This window comes from Pseudomonas sp. FeN3W, assembly GCA_030263805.2.
In the GTDB taxonomy this organism is placed as follows: Bacteria; Pseudomonadota; Gammaproteobacteria; order Pseudomonadales; family Pseudomonadaceae; genus Stutzerimonas; species Stutzerimonas stutzeri_G.
On sequence record CP136010.1, the window covers coordinates 4588684 to 4602061 of the forward strand.

At 64.0% G+C, this 13378-nt stretch carries 15 protein-coding genes; 11 read left to right on the forward strand and 4 right to left on the reverse strand.

Features of this window, described 5'->3' with window-relative positions:
• Positions 1 to 24: 24 nt before the first annotated feature.
• The 4 genes from P5704_021645 (at position 25) to P5704_021660 (ending at position 3224) form a co-directional block, all read left to right on the forward strand.
• A complete protein-coding gene (locus tag P5704_021645) occupies positions 25 to 1320 on the forward strand; it encodes a flavohemoglobin expression-modulating QEGLA motif protein (GenBank protein WOF78577.1) in 1296 nt (431 codons plus the stop codon).
• A gap of 50 nt (positions 1321 to 1370) precedes the next feature.
• Positions 1371 to 2030 carry a Bax inhibitor-1 family protein gene (locus P5704_021650; protein WOF78578.1) on the forward strand — a complete coding sequence of 220 codons (660 nt, stop codon included), beginning with the start codon at positions 1371 to 1373 and terminating at the stop codon, positions 2028 to 2030.
• A gap of 62 nt (positions 2031 to 2092) precedes the next feature.
• A complete protein-coding gene (locus P5704_021655; protein WOF78579.1) occupies positions 2093 to 2839 on the forward strand; it encodes a TIGR00266 family protein in 747 nt (248 codons plus the stop codon).
• A gap of 58 nt (positions 2840 to 2897) precedes the next feature.
• Positions 2898 to 3224, forward strand: a complete 327-nt coding sequence (locus P5704_021660; GenBank protein ID WOF78580.1) for a hypothetical protein — start codon at positions 2898 to 2900, stop codon at positions 3222 to 3224.
• A 92-nt stretch (positions 3225 to 3316) separates the two neighbouring features.
• Here P5704_021660 and P5704_021665 read toward each other — a convergent pair whose 3' ends face one another.
• The 3 genes from P5704_021665 to P5704_021675 form a co-directional block, all read right to left on the reverse strand.
• Positions 3317 to 4099, reverse strand: coding sequence for an OmpA family protein (locus P5704_021665; protein ID WOF78581.1), 783 nt, complete (start codon positions 4097 to 4099; stop codon positions 3317 to 3319).
• 50 nt (positions 4100 to 4149) lie between these two features.
• Complete coding sequence (locus P5704_021670; protein ID WOF78582.1) at positions 4150 to 4542, reverse strand: DUF4398 domain-containing protein; 393 nt, start codon at positions 4540 to 4542, stop codon at positions 4150 to 4152.
• A 274-nt stretch (positions 4543 to 4816) separates the two neighbouring features.
• Positions 4817 to 5167, reverse strand: coding sequence for a pilin assembly protein (locus P5704_021675; GenBank protein ID WOF78583.1), 351 nt, complete (start codon positions 5165 to 5167; stop codon positions 4817 to 4819).
• Between the two features lie 224 nt (positions 5168 to 5391).
• Between P5704_021675 and ppc the strand changes: the two genes are divergently transcribed.
• The 7 genes from ppc (at position 5392) to P5704_021710 (ending at position 12629) form a co-directional block, all read left to right on the forward strand.
• A complete protein-coding gene (ppc, locus tag P5704_021680) occupies positions 5392 to 8031 on the forward strand; it encodes a phosphoenolpyruvate carboxylase (GenBank protein WOF78584.1) in 2640 nt (879 codons plus the stop codon).
• A 245-nt stretch (positions 8032 to 8276) separates the two neighbouring features.
• Positions 8277 to 8924, forward strand: coding sequence for an adenylate kinase (gene adk / locus P5704_021685; GenBank protein WOF78585.1), 648 nt, complete (start codon positions 8277 to 8279; stop codon positions 8922 to 8924).
• A gap of 143 nt (positions 8925 to 9067) precedes the next feature.
• Positions 9068 to 9745 (forward strand): tRNA (adenosine(37)-N6)-threonylcarbamoyltransferase complex dimerization subunit type 1 TsaB, encoded by a 678-nt coding sequence (tsaB, locus tag P5704_021690; GenBank protein ID WOF78586.1) that lies wholly within the window; start codon positions 9068 to 9070, stop codon positions 9743 to 9745.
• A gap of 64 nt (positions 9746 to 9809) precedes the next feature.
• On the forward strand, positions 9810 to 10154 hold the full coding sequence (locus tag P5704_021695) for a hypothetical protein (GenBank protein ID WOF81300.1): 345 nt from the start codon (positions 9810 to 9812) through the stop codon (positions 10152 to 10154).
• A gap of 11 nt (positions 10155 to 10165) precedes the next feature.
• The gene (locus P5704_021700) at positions 10166 to 11026 is read left to right on the forward strand and encodes a DUF72 domain-containing protein (protein WOF81301.1); all 861 of its coding nucleotides are present in this window, start codon (positions 10166 to 10168) and stop codon (positions 11024 to 11026) included.
• A 68-nt stretch (positions 11027 to 11094) separates the two neighbouring features.
• Positions 11095 to 11787, forward strand: a complete 693-nt coding sequence (locus P5704_021705; GenBank protein WOF78587.1) for an extensin family protein — start codon at positions 11095 to 11097, stop codon at positions 11785 to 11787.
• A gap of 65 nt (positions 11788 to 11852) precedes the next feature.
• Positions 11853 to 12629 (forward strand): class I SAM-dependent methyltransferase, encoded by a 777-nt coding sequence (locus P5704_021710; GenBank protein ID WOF78588.1) that lies wholly within the window; start codon positions 11853 to 11855, stop codon positions 12627 to 12629.
• Between the two features lie 32 nt (positions 12630 to 12661).
• Here the strand turns inward: P5704_021710 and P5704_021715 are convergent, their stop codons facing one another.
• Positions 12662 to 13297: a TetR/AcrR family transcriptional regulator gene (locus P5704_021715; GenBank protein WOF78589.1), complete on the reverse strand. Its 636-nt coding sequence runs from the start codon at positions 13295 to 13297 to the stop codon at positions 12662 to 12664.
• Positions 13298 to 13378 lie beyond the last annotated feature (81 nt).

Here is a 13378-nt window from a genome sequence, read left to right on the forward strand (position 1 = left end):
CGGGGCATCCGTGAAGAGGGACTGATGAACAGCCGTAACAACCTGGACGAGTATCAGACCATCGTGCGCGGGCTGTCCGACCGCATCGTCGAGGCGCAGACGCCGGTGCGCGTGCTGGACGCGGTGAAGTGGGACGACGCGACCCGCCAGGCGTTCTTCGCCGCCAAGGGCCGTGAGCTGCCGCAGATCGATCGCGGCTACTACGAAGGCCGCCCGCTGGCCTTCGATTCCAGCGCGAAGAAGCAGGAATTCCAGGACATCGAGCGCGACATCACCCGTCAGCTAGGGCAGTTCAACCCGGTCGGGCAGATCATGCGGCGCATGTGCAAGGAATACCGCATGGTCATCCGTATGCTCGAGGCGCGTGGTACGCCGGACTTCGGCATGATCTCCCAGGAACTCTACGGCGCGGCATCCGATGCCTTCCACGCCGGCGACCCGACCCTGGCCGATCTCGGCCTGATGCTCTCCGACTACCTGAACAACATCGCCGATCGTGGCGACCTGCGCGACGAGCCGAAGAATCTCACTGCGCCGCAGGCGGTCGAGCTGCTGCAGAAGCGCCTGGATGTGGTATTCGGCGAAGGCGAGGGTGTGATCCGCGTCTTCGAGTCCGACGGCATCCTCGCCGACGCGGCGGCCGGCGCCGACTACATCAAGATCCGCAGCGACGCGCTGTTCAATGAACGCGACGTACGCGCCCTGGAGGTCCACGAGGGCCTGGTGCACGTCGGCACCACGCTCAACGGGCAGAACCAGCCGATCTGCACCTTCCTCGCCAAGGGCCCGCCGTCGTCCACGGTGACCCAGGAAGGCCTGGCGATCCTCATGGAGGTGATCGCCTTCGCCTCCTATCCGACGCGCCTGCGCAAGCTGACCAACCGTACCCGCGCCATCCACATGGCCGAGGAGGGCGCCGACTTCCTCGACGTCTTCGGCTTCTTCCGCGAGCAGGGCTACGCCGACGAGGATTGCTACAGCAATGCCAGCCGGGTATTCCGTGGCTCGACGCCCGATGGCCTGCCCTTCACCAAGGACCTGTCCTACCTGAAGGGCTTCATCATGATCTACAACTACATCCAGCTCGCCGTGCGCAAGGGGCGGCTCGAGCAGATCCCGCTGCTGTTCTGCGGCAAGACCACCCTGGAGGACATGCGCACCCTGCGCCAGCTGGTGGACGAGGGCATGGTGGTGCCGCCCCGGTACCTGCCGCAGCAGTTCCAGGACCTCAACGCGCTGTCGGCCTGGATGTGCTTCTCCAACTTCTTGAATCACCTGAGCCTGGATCGCATCGAAGCCGACTACGCCAACATCCTCTGAGTCGATTCGGCGCAAACCACGAACACCAACACGCAAGGAAGCGTAACGACATGGAAAACTCCGTCTTTGCCCGCCAGTCCAGCCCACTGGACCGTACCCTCTCGGCTGGCGCCTACAACCTCGTCATCGGCCTGACCCTCTGCTGGGGCTTCTGGGTCAACTGGTGGATGGTCGGCAACATTCCGGTCGAGTCCATTCGCAGCATCCATCCCTGGCTGTTCTTCGGCGGGTACTTCGCCAGCTGCCTGACCGGCGCCTGGCTGTTTCACAGTTCGAACAAGCCCTGGGTCAGTTTCCTCGGTTACAACCTGGTGGTGGTGCCGTTCGGGCTGATCGTCAACCTGGTGGTCAGCCGCTACGACAGCGCGCTGGTGCACGAGGCGATCCGCATCACCGCGCTGGTGACCCTCGGCATGATGGCGCTCGGCACGCTGTTTCCGCGCTTCTTCGCCAGCATCGCCAGCGCATTGACGGTGGCGCTGCTGCTGGTGATCGTCGTCGAACTGGTCGAGCTGTTCATCCTCGGCATCCACCACGGCGTGATCGACTGGATCGTGGTGCTGATCTTCTGCGGTTATGTCGGTGTCGACTGGGGGCGGGCGAACCAGATCCCCAAGACCCTGGACAACGCCATCGATAGCGCCGCCGCGCTCTATATGGACATCATCAACCTGTTCCTGCGTATCCTGCGCATTCTCGGGCGCAAATAGGTAACGGCGGGACGCTGCCGGATCCTTGCTGCGCCGCAACCCGATCGCCTCAGGAGCTCGCCGTGTCCAGCCACGAACTCGAATACGAAATCCTCGGTCAATCCGCGCAAAGCGTGGAGATCATCCTCGATCCAGACGAGACGGTGATCGCCGAAGCCGGTGCAATGAACTATATGACCAACGGCGTGCGGTTCGAGGCGCGCATGGGCGACGGTTCGGCGAGCGGCGTGCTCGGCAAGCTGTGGGGCGTGGGCAAGCGGATGATCACCGGTGAGTCGCTGTTCCTCACTCACTTCACCAATGAAGGCAAGGGCAAGGCATGTGTGGCCTTCGCCGCGCCTTACCCGGGCACAGTGGTGCCGATTGATCTTGCTGCTGCGGGCGGCAAGCTGTTCTGTCAGAAGGATGCCTTTCTCTGTGCGGCTTATGGCACGCGCATCGGCATCAGCTTCAGCAAGCGCATCGGCGCAGGTTTCTTCGGTGGCGAGGGGTTCATCCTCCAGCGTCTGGAGGGCAATGGGCTGGCTTTCGTGCATGCCGGCGGCACGGTGATCCGCAAGGAGCTGAACAACGAAACCCTGCGCCTGGATACCGGTTGCCTGGTGGCCTTCACCCAGGGCATCGACTACGACATCCAGCTCGCTGGTGGCCTGCGGAGCATGCTGTTCGGCGGTGAAGGGTTGCTGCTCACCACCCTCAAGGGCACCGGCAGTGTCTGGATCCAGAGCCTGCCATTCTCGCGCCTGGCCGAGCGGGTCTACGAGGCGACATCACAGGCCCGTGGCGAAACCCGCGCCGGTGGTAAATGAGCCGCCGAAGACCCTCGAATTTGTCACAATGCGCCTCTTTGCCTCGATGAGACCGTCCATGCCCGAACGCAATCCCATTCCCCTGATCCTGACCGCCATCGGCAGCGTGCTAGGCACGGTCGCGGTGCTGTCCTATTACGGCTACGTGCATATCGCCAAGCCGGAGGATGCGTTGCTGCTGGCTGACTACACCATGCTCAAGACCGTTCCCGGCGAGGATTACCGGGTATCGCTGAAGCCGGCGTCGCAGGTGGCTCAGTGCATCGATGGTGTGCTGGTGCTGTTCGATACCGAACAAAAGGGCCTGACCGGCGTGCTGGTCGACAACAAGAAGCGCGCCGTGCGCTGCATGGAAGAGCAAGTCCCGGCTGGCCTTCTGCGTTGACGCCTACAGGTGTGCGGCACGCTGAAACAGAAACGCTCCCGACGCACTGATGCGTCGGGAGCGTTCGTTTAGCGCCTGAGGCGTTGGTTGTATCAGCGCATCGACGAGCGCGGTGCCACCGGCTTGTTATCGTCGGAGATGGTCACTTCCACCCGGCGATTCATGGCGCGGCCGGCCGAGTCGCTGTTGCTCGCGACCGGATATTCCTTGCCGTAGCCCTGCGACACGATGCGCTGCGAGTCCACGCCCATCTTCACCAGGGCCATACGTACAGCGTCGGCACGACGCTCGGAAAGACGCTGGTTGTATTCAGCAGAACCGGTGCTGTCGGTGTAGCCTTCGACGATCACCTTGCGCTCGGGATTGTCGTTTAGGAACTCGGCGAGCTTCTGCACGCTGCGCATGCCGCCTGGCTTCAGCTCGGCGCGGTCGTAATCGAACAGCACGTCGCCGAAGGTCACCAGGGTGCCACGCTCGGTCTGCTTGGCCTGCATGTCTTCCTGCAACTTGCGAATCTGCGCGTCCCGGGCTTCCAGGCGGGCTTCGGCGCGCTGCGCGGAGGCCTTGCCTAGCTCCTCTTCGGCCGCGCGCAGGGCGATGGTCTGCTCGGCCAGTTCGATGCGGCGCTTGGTCAGGTAGGCCAACTGATCCACCGTCTCTTCGTCGGCATCATTCAGATACGCCTTGTTGGCCTTGTCCAGCATGTTGCTGGCGTCCTGGGTCTCCAGGGCTGCGACCTTGCTGGAACGGGCGTCGCTTTGCAGTGCGGAGAAGCTGCTGCGTGCCTCTTCGAGGTTCTGATTGGGCTGGTTGGCGCAGGCCACCAAGCCAATGCTCAGTGCCAGAAGAGTCGGTAGGGTTACGAGCTTGTGCATGACGAATTCATCCTTTGTGCAATAAACGGAATGTCGAACCTGAGGCGGGCTCAGCGAACGCTGCGCATGCCTTCTTCGCGCAGTTCACGGATTCCCTGCTGTGCGTCCTCCACGGCCTTCTGCGCCTTGGCCGCTTCGGCCTTGCGTTGGGCTACGCGGGCATCCCATTCGGCCTGTTCGGCCAGCTTGCGGGCTTGTTCGTAGTTTTCTTTCTGCATGGCCAGTTCGGCCTCTTTCCATTTTTCCTGCGCGGCGCGCATTTCCACTGCGGCATACTCGGTGCCTCCCGCGCTGACGGCGCTGCGTACGGCCGATTCAGTCACGGCGAACTGTTCGGTCGGTGGATTACCGGCGCATGCGGTCAGCAGAAGGCCGCCAAGTGCAATGGCCGCCAGCTTGGGTAGCTGAAATCTCGAAGCGTGGGTTGCGACAGCTTTGTTCATGGTCAGTCTCCAGTTCGAATTACTCAACGAATAGCTACCGTCCCTGGCCGGGCAGTGTGCTGAATAGGGCACTACCGATGTCGGGACATATTTTTGTGAGGCCAAACGGCGCTAAACGTTCAGTGAAAGTTGGCGGGCTAGAGCGGTTGTCATCGAGAGAACCGCCGTGAGCGGGTTTGCCAGAGGCAGGGGTGATCTGCGCGGACGAAGCGGGGTCGGTCGAGTGAGCAGGCGCCCAAGGCGGGCGCCAAGCGTGCAGGTTGCGCTTTACCGATCAGGCCGGCGGCGTGGAAGACGCTTCAGCGTCGAGCATGCGCTTGAGGTGTTTGCGCGAGAGCTCGAGAAAGCGCGGGGTGGGTCCAACGTCCTCGTAGATCGGATCGCCCTGTTCGTCAGTGGCGATGACCTGGGTGCCGCGCTCATAGGGCAGGCTGGTTTCGACGGCCTCGAGGGCCGCACCGACCAGCTCGCCGAGCAGCGCTTCGGTGCTGCGCTTGGGATACATCTCGGCGAGCGCCGCGAGCCGTGCCGCGCTCTCGACGTCCAGCGGAATGCTGTAGGTGGTCTGGCTCATATGGCCCTTGGCGTCCCGTTCCCAATGGCTGACCAGCTCGGAAATTCTCATGATTACTCCTTTGCCCGCGCTTACGAGCGGTGATGACGTGTGCAATCGTGCTGTCCGCAACATGGTCGTCGGCGTTGACGCCTTGTCAGGGCCGGATGCGGTGGGCACTCTGGTTGGAGGTAATTTCAGCGTAGCCGTTCAGGATCGTTTTCTCCGCGGCGCGTCTGATAAGAAGCGGCGAGTCACTCATGTGAAGGCGGCAGCCCAGGAGGAGCAAGAAGGTCATGGCGAAAATCATCGACGCGCGCTTGCGCGACAACGTACACCTGCTTGGCGAACTGCTCGGCAACACCATCCGTGCCCAGCACGGCGACCAGTTCTTCGACAAGATCGAACGCATCCGCAAGGGTGCCAAGGCGGCACGCAAAGGCTCGACCGAGGGTGCGCAACTGCTGTCCGAAACCCTGGACAGCCTGGACGAGAATGAACTGCTGCCAATGACCCGGGCGTTCAACCAGTTCCTCAATCTGGCCAATATCGCCGAGCAGTACCATCAGGTTCGTCGTCGTACGGCTGGCGAGCCGGCGCCCTTCGAAGCCAGCGTGTTCGCCGATCTGATCGAACGCCTCAAGGCGGCCGGGCACGACAATGAATTCATCGCGCGGCAGGTCAGTCGCCTGGAAATCGAACTGGTGCTGACGGCGCATCCCACCGAGGTTTCACGGCGTACGCTGATCCAGAAGTACGACGCCATCGCCGAGCAGCTGGCTGCACGGGACCACACCGACCTCTCCGACGCCGAGCAGGCGAAGATCGAGCTGCAGCTGCAACGCCTGATCGCCGAGGTCTGGCACACCGAGGAAATCCGTCGCAACCGACCGACGCCGGTGGAAGAGGCGCGGTGGGGCTTCGCCGCCATCGAGAACTCGCTGTGGAAGGCCATACCCAACGTACTGCGCCAGACCGATGCGACGCTCAGGCGTACCACCGGGCTGCACCTGCCGCTGGAAGCCGCGCCGATCCGCTTCGCGTCCTGGATGGGTGGCGACCGCGATGGCAATCCGAACGTGACCGCGATGGTGTCCCGCGAAGTATTGCTGACCGCCCGCTGGGTGGCCGCCGATCTGTACCTGCGTGAGATCGAAGGGCTGATCACCGCGCTGTCGATGAGCGAAGCCAGCGAGGAACTGCTGCGTCTGACCGGTGATTCGGCCGAGCCGTACCGGGTCCTGCTCAAACCCCTGCGCCAACGGCTACGGGCGACCCGCGAGTGGGCGCGAGCCGCCATCGAGCATGGCCAACCAGCGCCGGCGGAAGTGCTGCAGGACTGCGCGGAACTGCGTCGGCCGCTGGAACTCTGCTACCGCTCGTTGCATGCCTGCGGGATGGGCATGATCGCCGATGGTGCGCTGCTCGACTGCCTGCGACGACTGGCCGTGTTCGGGCTGTTCCTGGTACGGCTGGACATCCGCCAGGATGCCGCACGGCATGCCGCGGCACTGGCGGAAATCACCGATTACCTCGGGCTGGGCGACTACCAGCAGTGGAACGAGCAGCAGCGGCTGGACTGGCTGCAGCTCGAACTGGGCAATCGCCGACCGCTGCTGCCGGCGCATTATCATCCGTCGGCCGATACCGCCGAGGTGCTCGCCACCTGCGCGGTGATCGCCGAGGCGCCGGGGGCATCACTCGGCTCCTACGTCATTTCCATGGCCCATGCGGCGTCCGATGTACTCGCCGTGCAGTTGCTGCTCAAGGAAGCCGGCCTGCAGCGACCGATGCGCGTGGTGCCGCTGTTCGAAACCCTGGATGACCTGAACAACGCCGCGCCGATCATCGACCGCCTGCTCGCGTTGCCGGGGTATCGCCAGCGCCTGCATGGCCCGCAAGAGGTGATGATCGGCTATTCCGACTCGGCCAAGGACGCTGGTACCACCGCCGCCGCCTGGGCCCAGTACCGCGCTCAGGAACGGCTGGTGGACGTGTGCCGCGAACACGACGTCGAATTGTTGCTGTTCCACGGCCGCGGCGGCACCGTGGGGCGCGGCGGTGGCCCGGCGCACGCAGCGATCCTGTCGCAGCCGCCGGGTTCGGTAGTCGGGCGTTTCCGTACCACCGAACAGGGCGAAATGATTCGCTTCAAGTTCGGCCTGCCGGACATCGCCGAGCAGAACCTCAACCTGTACCTCGCTGCGGTACTCGAGGCGACGCTGTTGCCGCCACCGATGCCCGAAGCCGGCTGGCGTGAAAGCATGGATCGCCTGGCTGCCGAAGGGGTGGCGGCCTATCGTGGCGTGGTGCGCGAGCATCCGCTGTTCGTCGATTACTTCCGCCAGGCGACACCCGAGCTGGAGCTGGGCCGTTTGCCTTTGGGCAGTCGCCCCTCCAAGCGCCGCGAGGGCGGGGTGGAAAGCCTACGGGCGATTCCCTGGATTTTCGCCTGGACGCAAACGCGGTTGATGCTGCCGGCCTGGCTGGGGTGGGAGCGGGCACTGCAGAGCGCACTGGCGCGCGGGGAGGGCGAGCGGCTGGCCGAAATGCGCGCGCGTTGGCCATTCTTCACCACGCGCATCGATATGCTGGAAATGGTACTGGCCAAGGCCGACGCCGATATCGCGCGGCGTTACGACGAACGCCTGGTGCAGCCGGAGCTGCTTTCGCTGGGTGGCGATTTGCGTGACCGATTGTCGCAGGTGGTCGACGCTGTGCTGAGCGTGACCGGCCAGGTCGATCTGCTCGATCACAGCCCGAAGACCCAGGAGGCATTCAGCCTGCGCAACACCTATCTCGATCCGTTGCACCTGCTGCAGATCGAGCTGCTGGCTCGCTCAAGGCAGCAGCAGAACCCGGCAGACAGCCCACTCGAGCAGGCCCTGCTGGTCAGTGTGGCCGGTATCGCGGCGGGCTTGCGCAACACCGGCTGAGGTGGCGGCTCCCGGCGCTAAACGGCTGCGTGATGCGTAGTCGTTGAGCGCAACTCGTGTCTAATCGTGACGTTTATGCGGGTCGATACACGCTTTCGGGACGGCTTGTGCCGTCTCGGTGCGCTGTGTATCGTGTTCAACCTTTTGTCGCATAGCGGCAAACCAGAATTTTTGATTCGTCAGCGATGAGCCGCTCCGGCCGGCTGGCAGAATCGTCCCCCTTCTAAGAAACTCGAGGACTCATCATGCGTGTGATTCTGCTGGGAGCGCCCGGTGCCGGAAAAGGTACCCAGGCTGGCTTCATTACCAAAAAGTTCGGTATTCCGCAGATCTCCACGGGCGACATGCTGCGTGCCGCAGTCAAGGCGGGCACCGAGCTGGGCCTCAAGGCCAAGAGCGTGATGGATGCCGGCGGCCTGGTTTCCGATGACCTGATCATCAACCTGGTCAAGGAGCGCATCGCCCAGCCCGATTGCGCCAATGGCTTCCTGTTCGACGGTTTCCCGCGCACCATTCCGCAGGCCGAAGCTTTGAAGGACGCTGGCGTGCGCATCGACAACGTCATCGAGATCGCCGTGGACGACGAAGAAATCGTCGGCCGCATCGCGGGTCGTCGTGTGCACCCGGCTTCCGGTCGCGTCTACCACACCGAGCACAACCCGCCGAAGGTTGCTGGCAAGGACGACGAAACCGGCGATGAGCTGATCCAGCGCGAAGACGACAAGGAAGAGACCGTGCGTCATCGCCTGTCCGTCTACCATGCGCAGACCAAGCCGCTGGTGGACTTCTACCAGAGCCTGGCGGCTGCGGAAGGCACGCCGAAGTACAGCCGCATCGAGGGTGTCGGTTCGGTGGACGAAATCACTGCCAAGGTGTTCGCTGCGCTGAGCTGATCGAAGCTGCCTGGCGCGAGCGATAGAAATGCCCGTATCGAAGGATACGGGCATTTTTTTGCCCAGAGGTCAGGACGAGCGCGAAAGAACCCGCTCCGCGAATACGTTAGAATCGGCGCCTTTTTACCTACCGGACCGACCCGATGACCACTCTGCTGGCCCTGGATACCGCCACCGAAGCCTGCTCAGTCGCGCTGCTGCACGACGGCAGGGTGCTGAGTCACTACGAGGTGATTCCGCGCCTGCATGCCCAGCGGCTGCTGCCGATGGTGCAGACGCTGCTCGGCGAGGCTGGAGTCGCGCTGTCCGCGCTGGATGCCATCGCTTTCGGGCGGGGGCCGGGTGCCTTCACCGGCGTGCGGATCGCCATCGGCGTGGTACAGGGCCTGGCGTTCGCATTGCAACGCCCGGTGTTGCCGGTTTCGACGTTGGCGACCATCGCCCAGAGGGCCTGGCGTGAGCACGGTGCAGCGCAGGTCGCGGCGGCCATCGATGCGCGCATGGACGAGGTCTACTGGGGCTGTTATCGCGAACAGGCGGGGGAGATGCAGCTGGTCGGCAGCGAGGCTGTGCTGCCACCCGAGCAGGCTGTGCTGCCGCGGGCTGCGGGTGACGACTGGTTTGGCGCTGGCACCGGCTGGGGCTATGCCGAGCGGATACCCGTCGCCGTACGTGCGCACGACGCGGGTATGCTGCCGCACGCCGAAGATCTGCTGAATCTGGCGAGTTTCGCCTGGCGCCGAGGCGAGGCGCTGGAGGCCGATCAGGCCCAGCCGGTCTACCTGCGCGACAATGTCGCGACGCCCAAAGGGATCAAATGACGAGGAACGTTGCCAAAGTCCTGGCTGCCCGTTAGAGTCGCCGGGCCTCTGATCGAGTCCAATGATGCGCATCGAAAGCTCCTTTCCCGTTCCCTATTCAACGGATCGTTCTGCCCGTACCGGCAGGGCGACGGATAGCTATGGGGAAACGCAGCGGGCCGCGCAGGCGCAGCGCGGGGTCGACAGCCGCTCCGGTCAGGATTACCAACCCCAGGCCGATCGTCCGCAGCAGCGGGTCAATTCCAGCGCTTTGGTCGAGCGCTACTCCGCATTCCGCTATGACGAGCCGCAGCCCGAGCGTCCGCTGACCAGCCGCGTGGCCCAGGCGCTGGCCAGCTACGCCAGCACCGCCAGCATGAGCGTCGAGTTCGACGGCGCAGAGGTGCTCGGGCTCGACCTCTACGCCTAAGGCGGTTCGATCTGCCAGAGCTTCCCTATTACCTCGGTTGCCCCTCCTGGAACGAGAGTGCCTGGCTCGGCTCGTTGTACCCGACGGCTACGCCAGCTTCCGATTTCCTCGCCGGCTACTGTTCCACCTTCAATACGGTCGAAGGCAATACCACGCTCTATGCCTGGCCATCGGAGCAGAAGGTCCAGCGCTGGGCCGGCGAGATGCCCGACGGCTTCCGGTTCTGTGCCAAATTTCCCCGCGATATCAGTCAGGCTGGCGATCTGCCGGCGGCTCTGGAGCAGGCGCATGCTTTCCAGCGGCTGTTGCTGCCGTTGGGGCGAAGGGTGACGCCGTTCTGGCTGCAGCTGCCTGCCAGCGTTGGGCCGTCAAGGCTGGGCGAGCTGGCGGCGTTCATCGATGGCTTCGCCGCAGCGCTGGCGATCGAGGTGCGGCATCCCGCGTTCTTCGACAGAGGGGAGGGCGAGCGTGCCCTGAACCGGTTGCTGCGTGATCGCGGCATCGAACGCATCTGCCTCGATAGCCGCGCGCTGTTCAGCTGCCAGTCTCGCGACCCCGCCGTGTTGCACGCGCAGAGCAAGAAGCCGCGTCTGCCGGTGCGCCCGGTGGCATTCAGCGATTCGCCGCAGGTGCGCTTCGTCGGTCACCCCGAGCTGGAGGCGAACGATGCGTTCATGGCGCCCTGGCTGGACAAGGTGGCTGGCTGGATCGAGGCGGGCAAGGCGCCGCACGTCTATCTGCATACCCCCGATAATCACTGCGCGCCGCAACTGGCGATGCGTTTTCACGGCTTGCTGAGCGAGCGCTTGCCCGGCCTGCCTGCCTTGCCTGCAATGCACCCTGTGCCGCAGATGTCCTTGCTGACCGATTGAAGGAGCGGTTTCGACCAGTTTTGTAAACATCCCGCTCAACTTCGCGGGCTGGCTGTTGCCCATAAGGAATGACCTTTGGCCGCTTCTTCCTTCTCCTGTTGCTGCTGCTTGCCGGCTTCGCCCTGGCGGTGCGGCAGGAGCTGATCGACATTCCGCCGCGCTGGAATCCCTGGGCGCCGCTGGACATCCGTGAGCCGCCGAACCTGTTGACGCCGCTCAAGCTACGGCGCTTGCAGCAGGACCGAACGCTCTGCGAACAGGCACTCGCCACCGCACCGCTGCGCTATGCAGCCGTGCCGGACAGCACGCCGGAGCCAGGTTGTCCGGTCGAGAACAGCGTTCGGGTGCAGGGCTCGGACGTACGTTTCAACGGGCCTTTTCTCGCCACCTGTCCGCTGGCAGCGGCTTATGCGATGTTCGAGTTGCACGGGCTTCAGCCGGCGGCCCAGGCAGTATTCGAGCAGCCGGTGGTGCGCATCGACCACTTCGGCAGCTTTGCCTGTCGCAACATCGCCCGCAGTAACCGCCGCAGCCAGCACGCCAGCGCCAATGCTCTGGATATGGCGGGCTTTCGCCTTGCGGATGGTACCCGCATCACCGTGGCGCGGGACTGGCAGGGCGACGGCGACAAGGCGCGTTTCCTGCGTCTGGTTCGCGATGCCGCCTGCGATGCGTTCAACGTGACGCTCGGGCCGGAGTACAACGCGGCCCACCACGACCACTTTCACGTCGACATGGGTGGCTTCGGCATGTGCCGCTGAACGCTCGCGCGCAGCCTGGAATGCTCTGGCACAATGCGCGGCTTTCCATCACCGCTGGATGCCCCATGTCCGCACGCAACCCTTTGGTTCGAGTCGAACCGCTGACTCCTCAGTTCGCCGCTGCGGCCCACCAATGGGCGCAGCGTCTCGACTTGCCGGAAATTCAGGACGCGGCCGAATTCGCTTTGCAGATTGGCGCGGACGGCTTGCAGCTGCAGTTGCTCGAGGCGCAGGCACCGGGGCCGGTACGGGTGGATTTCGTCGAGGGGGCCGCAGCGCACCGGCGTCAGTTCGGTGGTGGCAGTGGGCAGATGATCGCCAAGGCCGTGGGCATCCAGCCCGGTATCCGGCCACGGGTGCTGGATGCTACAGCGGGGCTCGGGCGCGATGCCTTTGTGCTGGCCACGCTGGGCTGTGAAGTGAGCTTGATCGAACGCCAGCCGCTGATTGCCGCGCTGCTGGAGGATGGTCTGAGTCGCGCGTCAGGCGACGCCGAGGTGGGCGCTATCGCCGCGCGGATGACTTTGCTCAAGGGCAATGCCATCGAGTTGATGAGGCAGTGGCAGGGCGAGGCGCCGCAGGTCATCTACCTCGACCCGATGTTTCCCCATCGCGACAAGAGTGCGCTGGTGAAGAAGGAGATGCGCCTGTTCCGGCCCTTCGTCGGCGACGATATGGACGCACCGGCACTGCTGGCCGCGGCGCTGGAGCTGGCCAGCCATCGGGTGGTGGTCAAACGCCCGCGCAAGGCGCCGGCAATCGAGGGAAGCAAGCCCGGCTACAGCCTGGAAGGCAAATCCAGCCGCTATGACATCTATCCAAAGAAGAAGCTGCAGGGCTGATTCACCGGTCCGCAGCCTCTCGCTTGCTCACGTCAGCGGCGATAGGCGCGCAGAAATACGCTCACCGCATCCCGTACGTGCAGGTTGCCTTCCTCATCGGTTGGCGCCTCGGAATAGCCGACCAGCAAGCGGAAGTGCTGGGCACCCTTGATCAGCGAGCAGAAATGCTCGGCGGCCCGCAGTGGATCGTCGATCTCCAGCAAGCCCAGCGCGTTGGTCCTGCTGAACAGCTGTTGCAGATCGCACAGCAGTTGCTGCGGGCCGGCATCGAAGAACATCTTCACCAGTCCCGGATTCTGCGTCGCCATCGCCACCATCACCCGATGCAGGCCGATGGACTCGGGGCTGTTGACCAGCTGATTGAAGGCGCCGCCGATCGCCAGCAGCACCTTCTCGATGTCGCAATCCGCCGCCACCTGAAACAGCCGCCTCGGCAGGCGCGTTTCGCAGGTGGTCTTCACGGCGGCGCTGAATAGCGCCTCCTTGTCCTTGAAGTGACTATACAGCGTGAGCTTGGAAACGCCGGCTTCGGCGGCGATGGCCTCCATGCTGCTGCCTTCGTAGCCGTTGCCGAGGAACAGCACCTGCGCGGCAGTGAGGATCGCCTCGCGCTTGGCTGGGTCCTTCGGACGACCGGGGCCAGGCGATACGGAATGGTTTTCTGTCATGGGCGTTTTAATAGTGGACTGGCTGGTACGGTATTTTTACTATACCCGGCAGTATAAGTATTCCAATCCGCTTCGCGACAG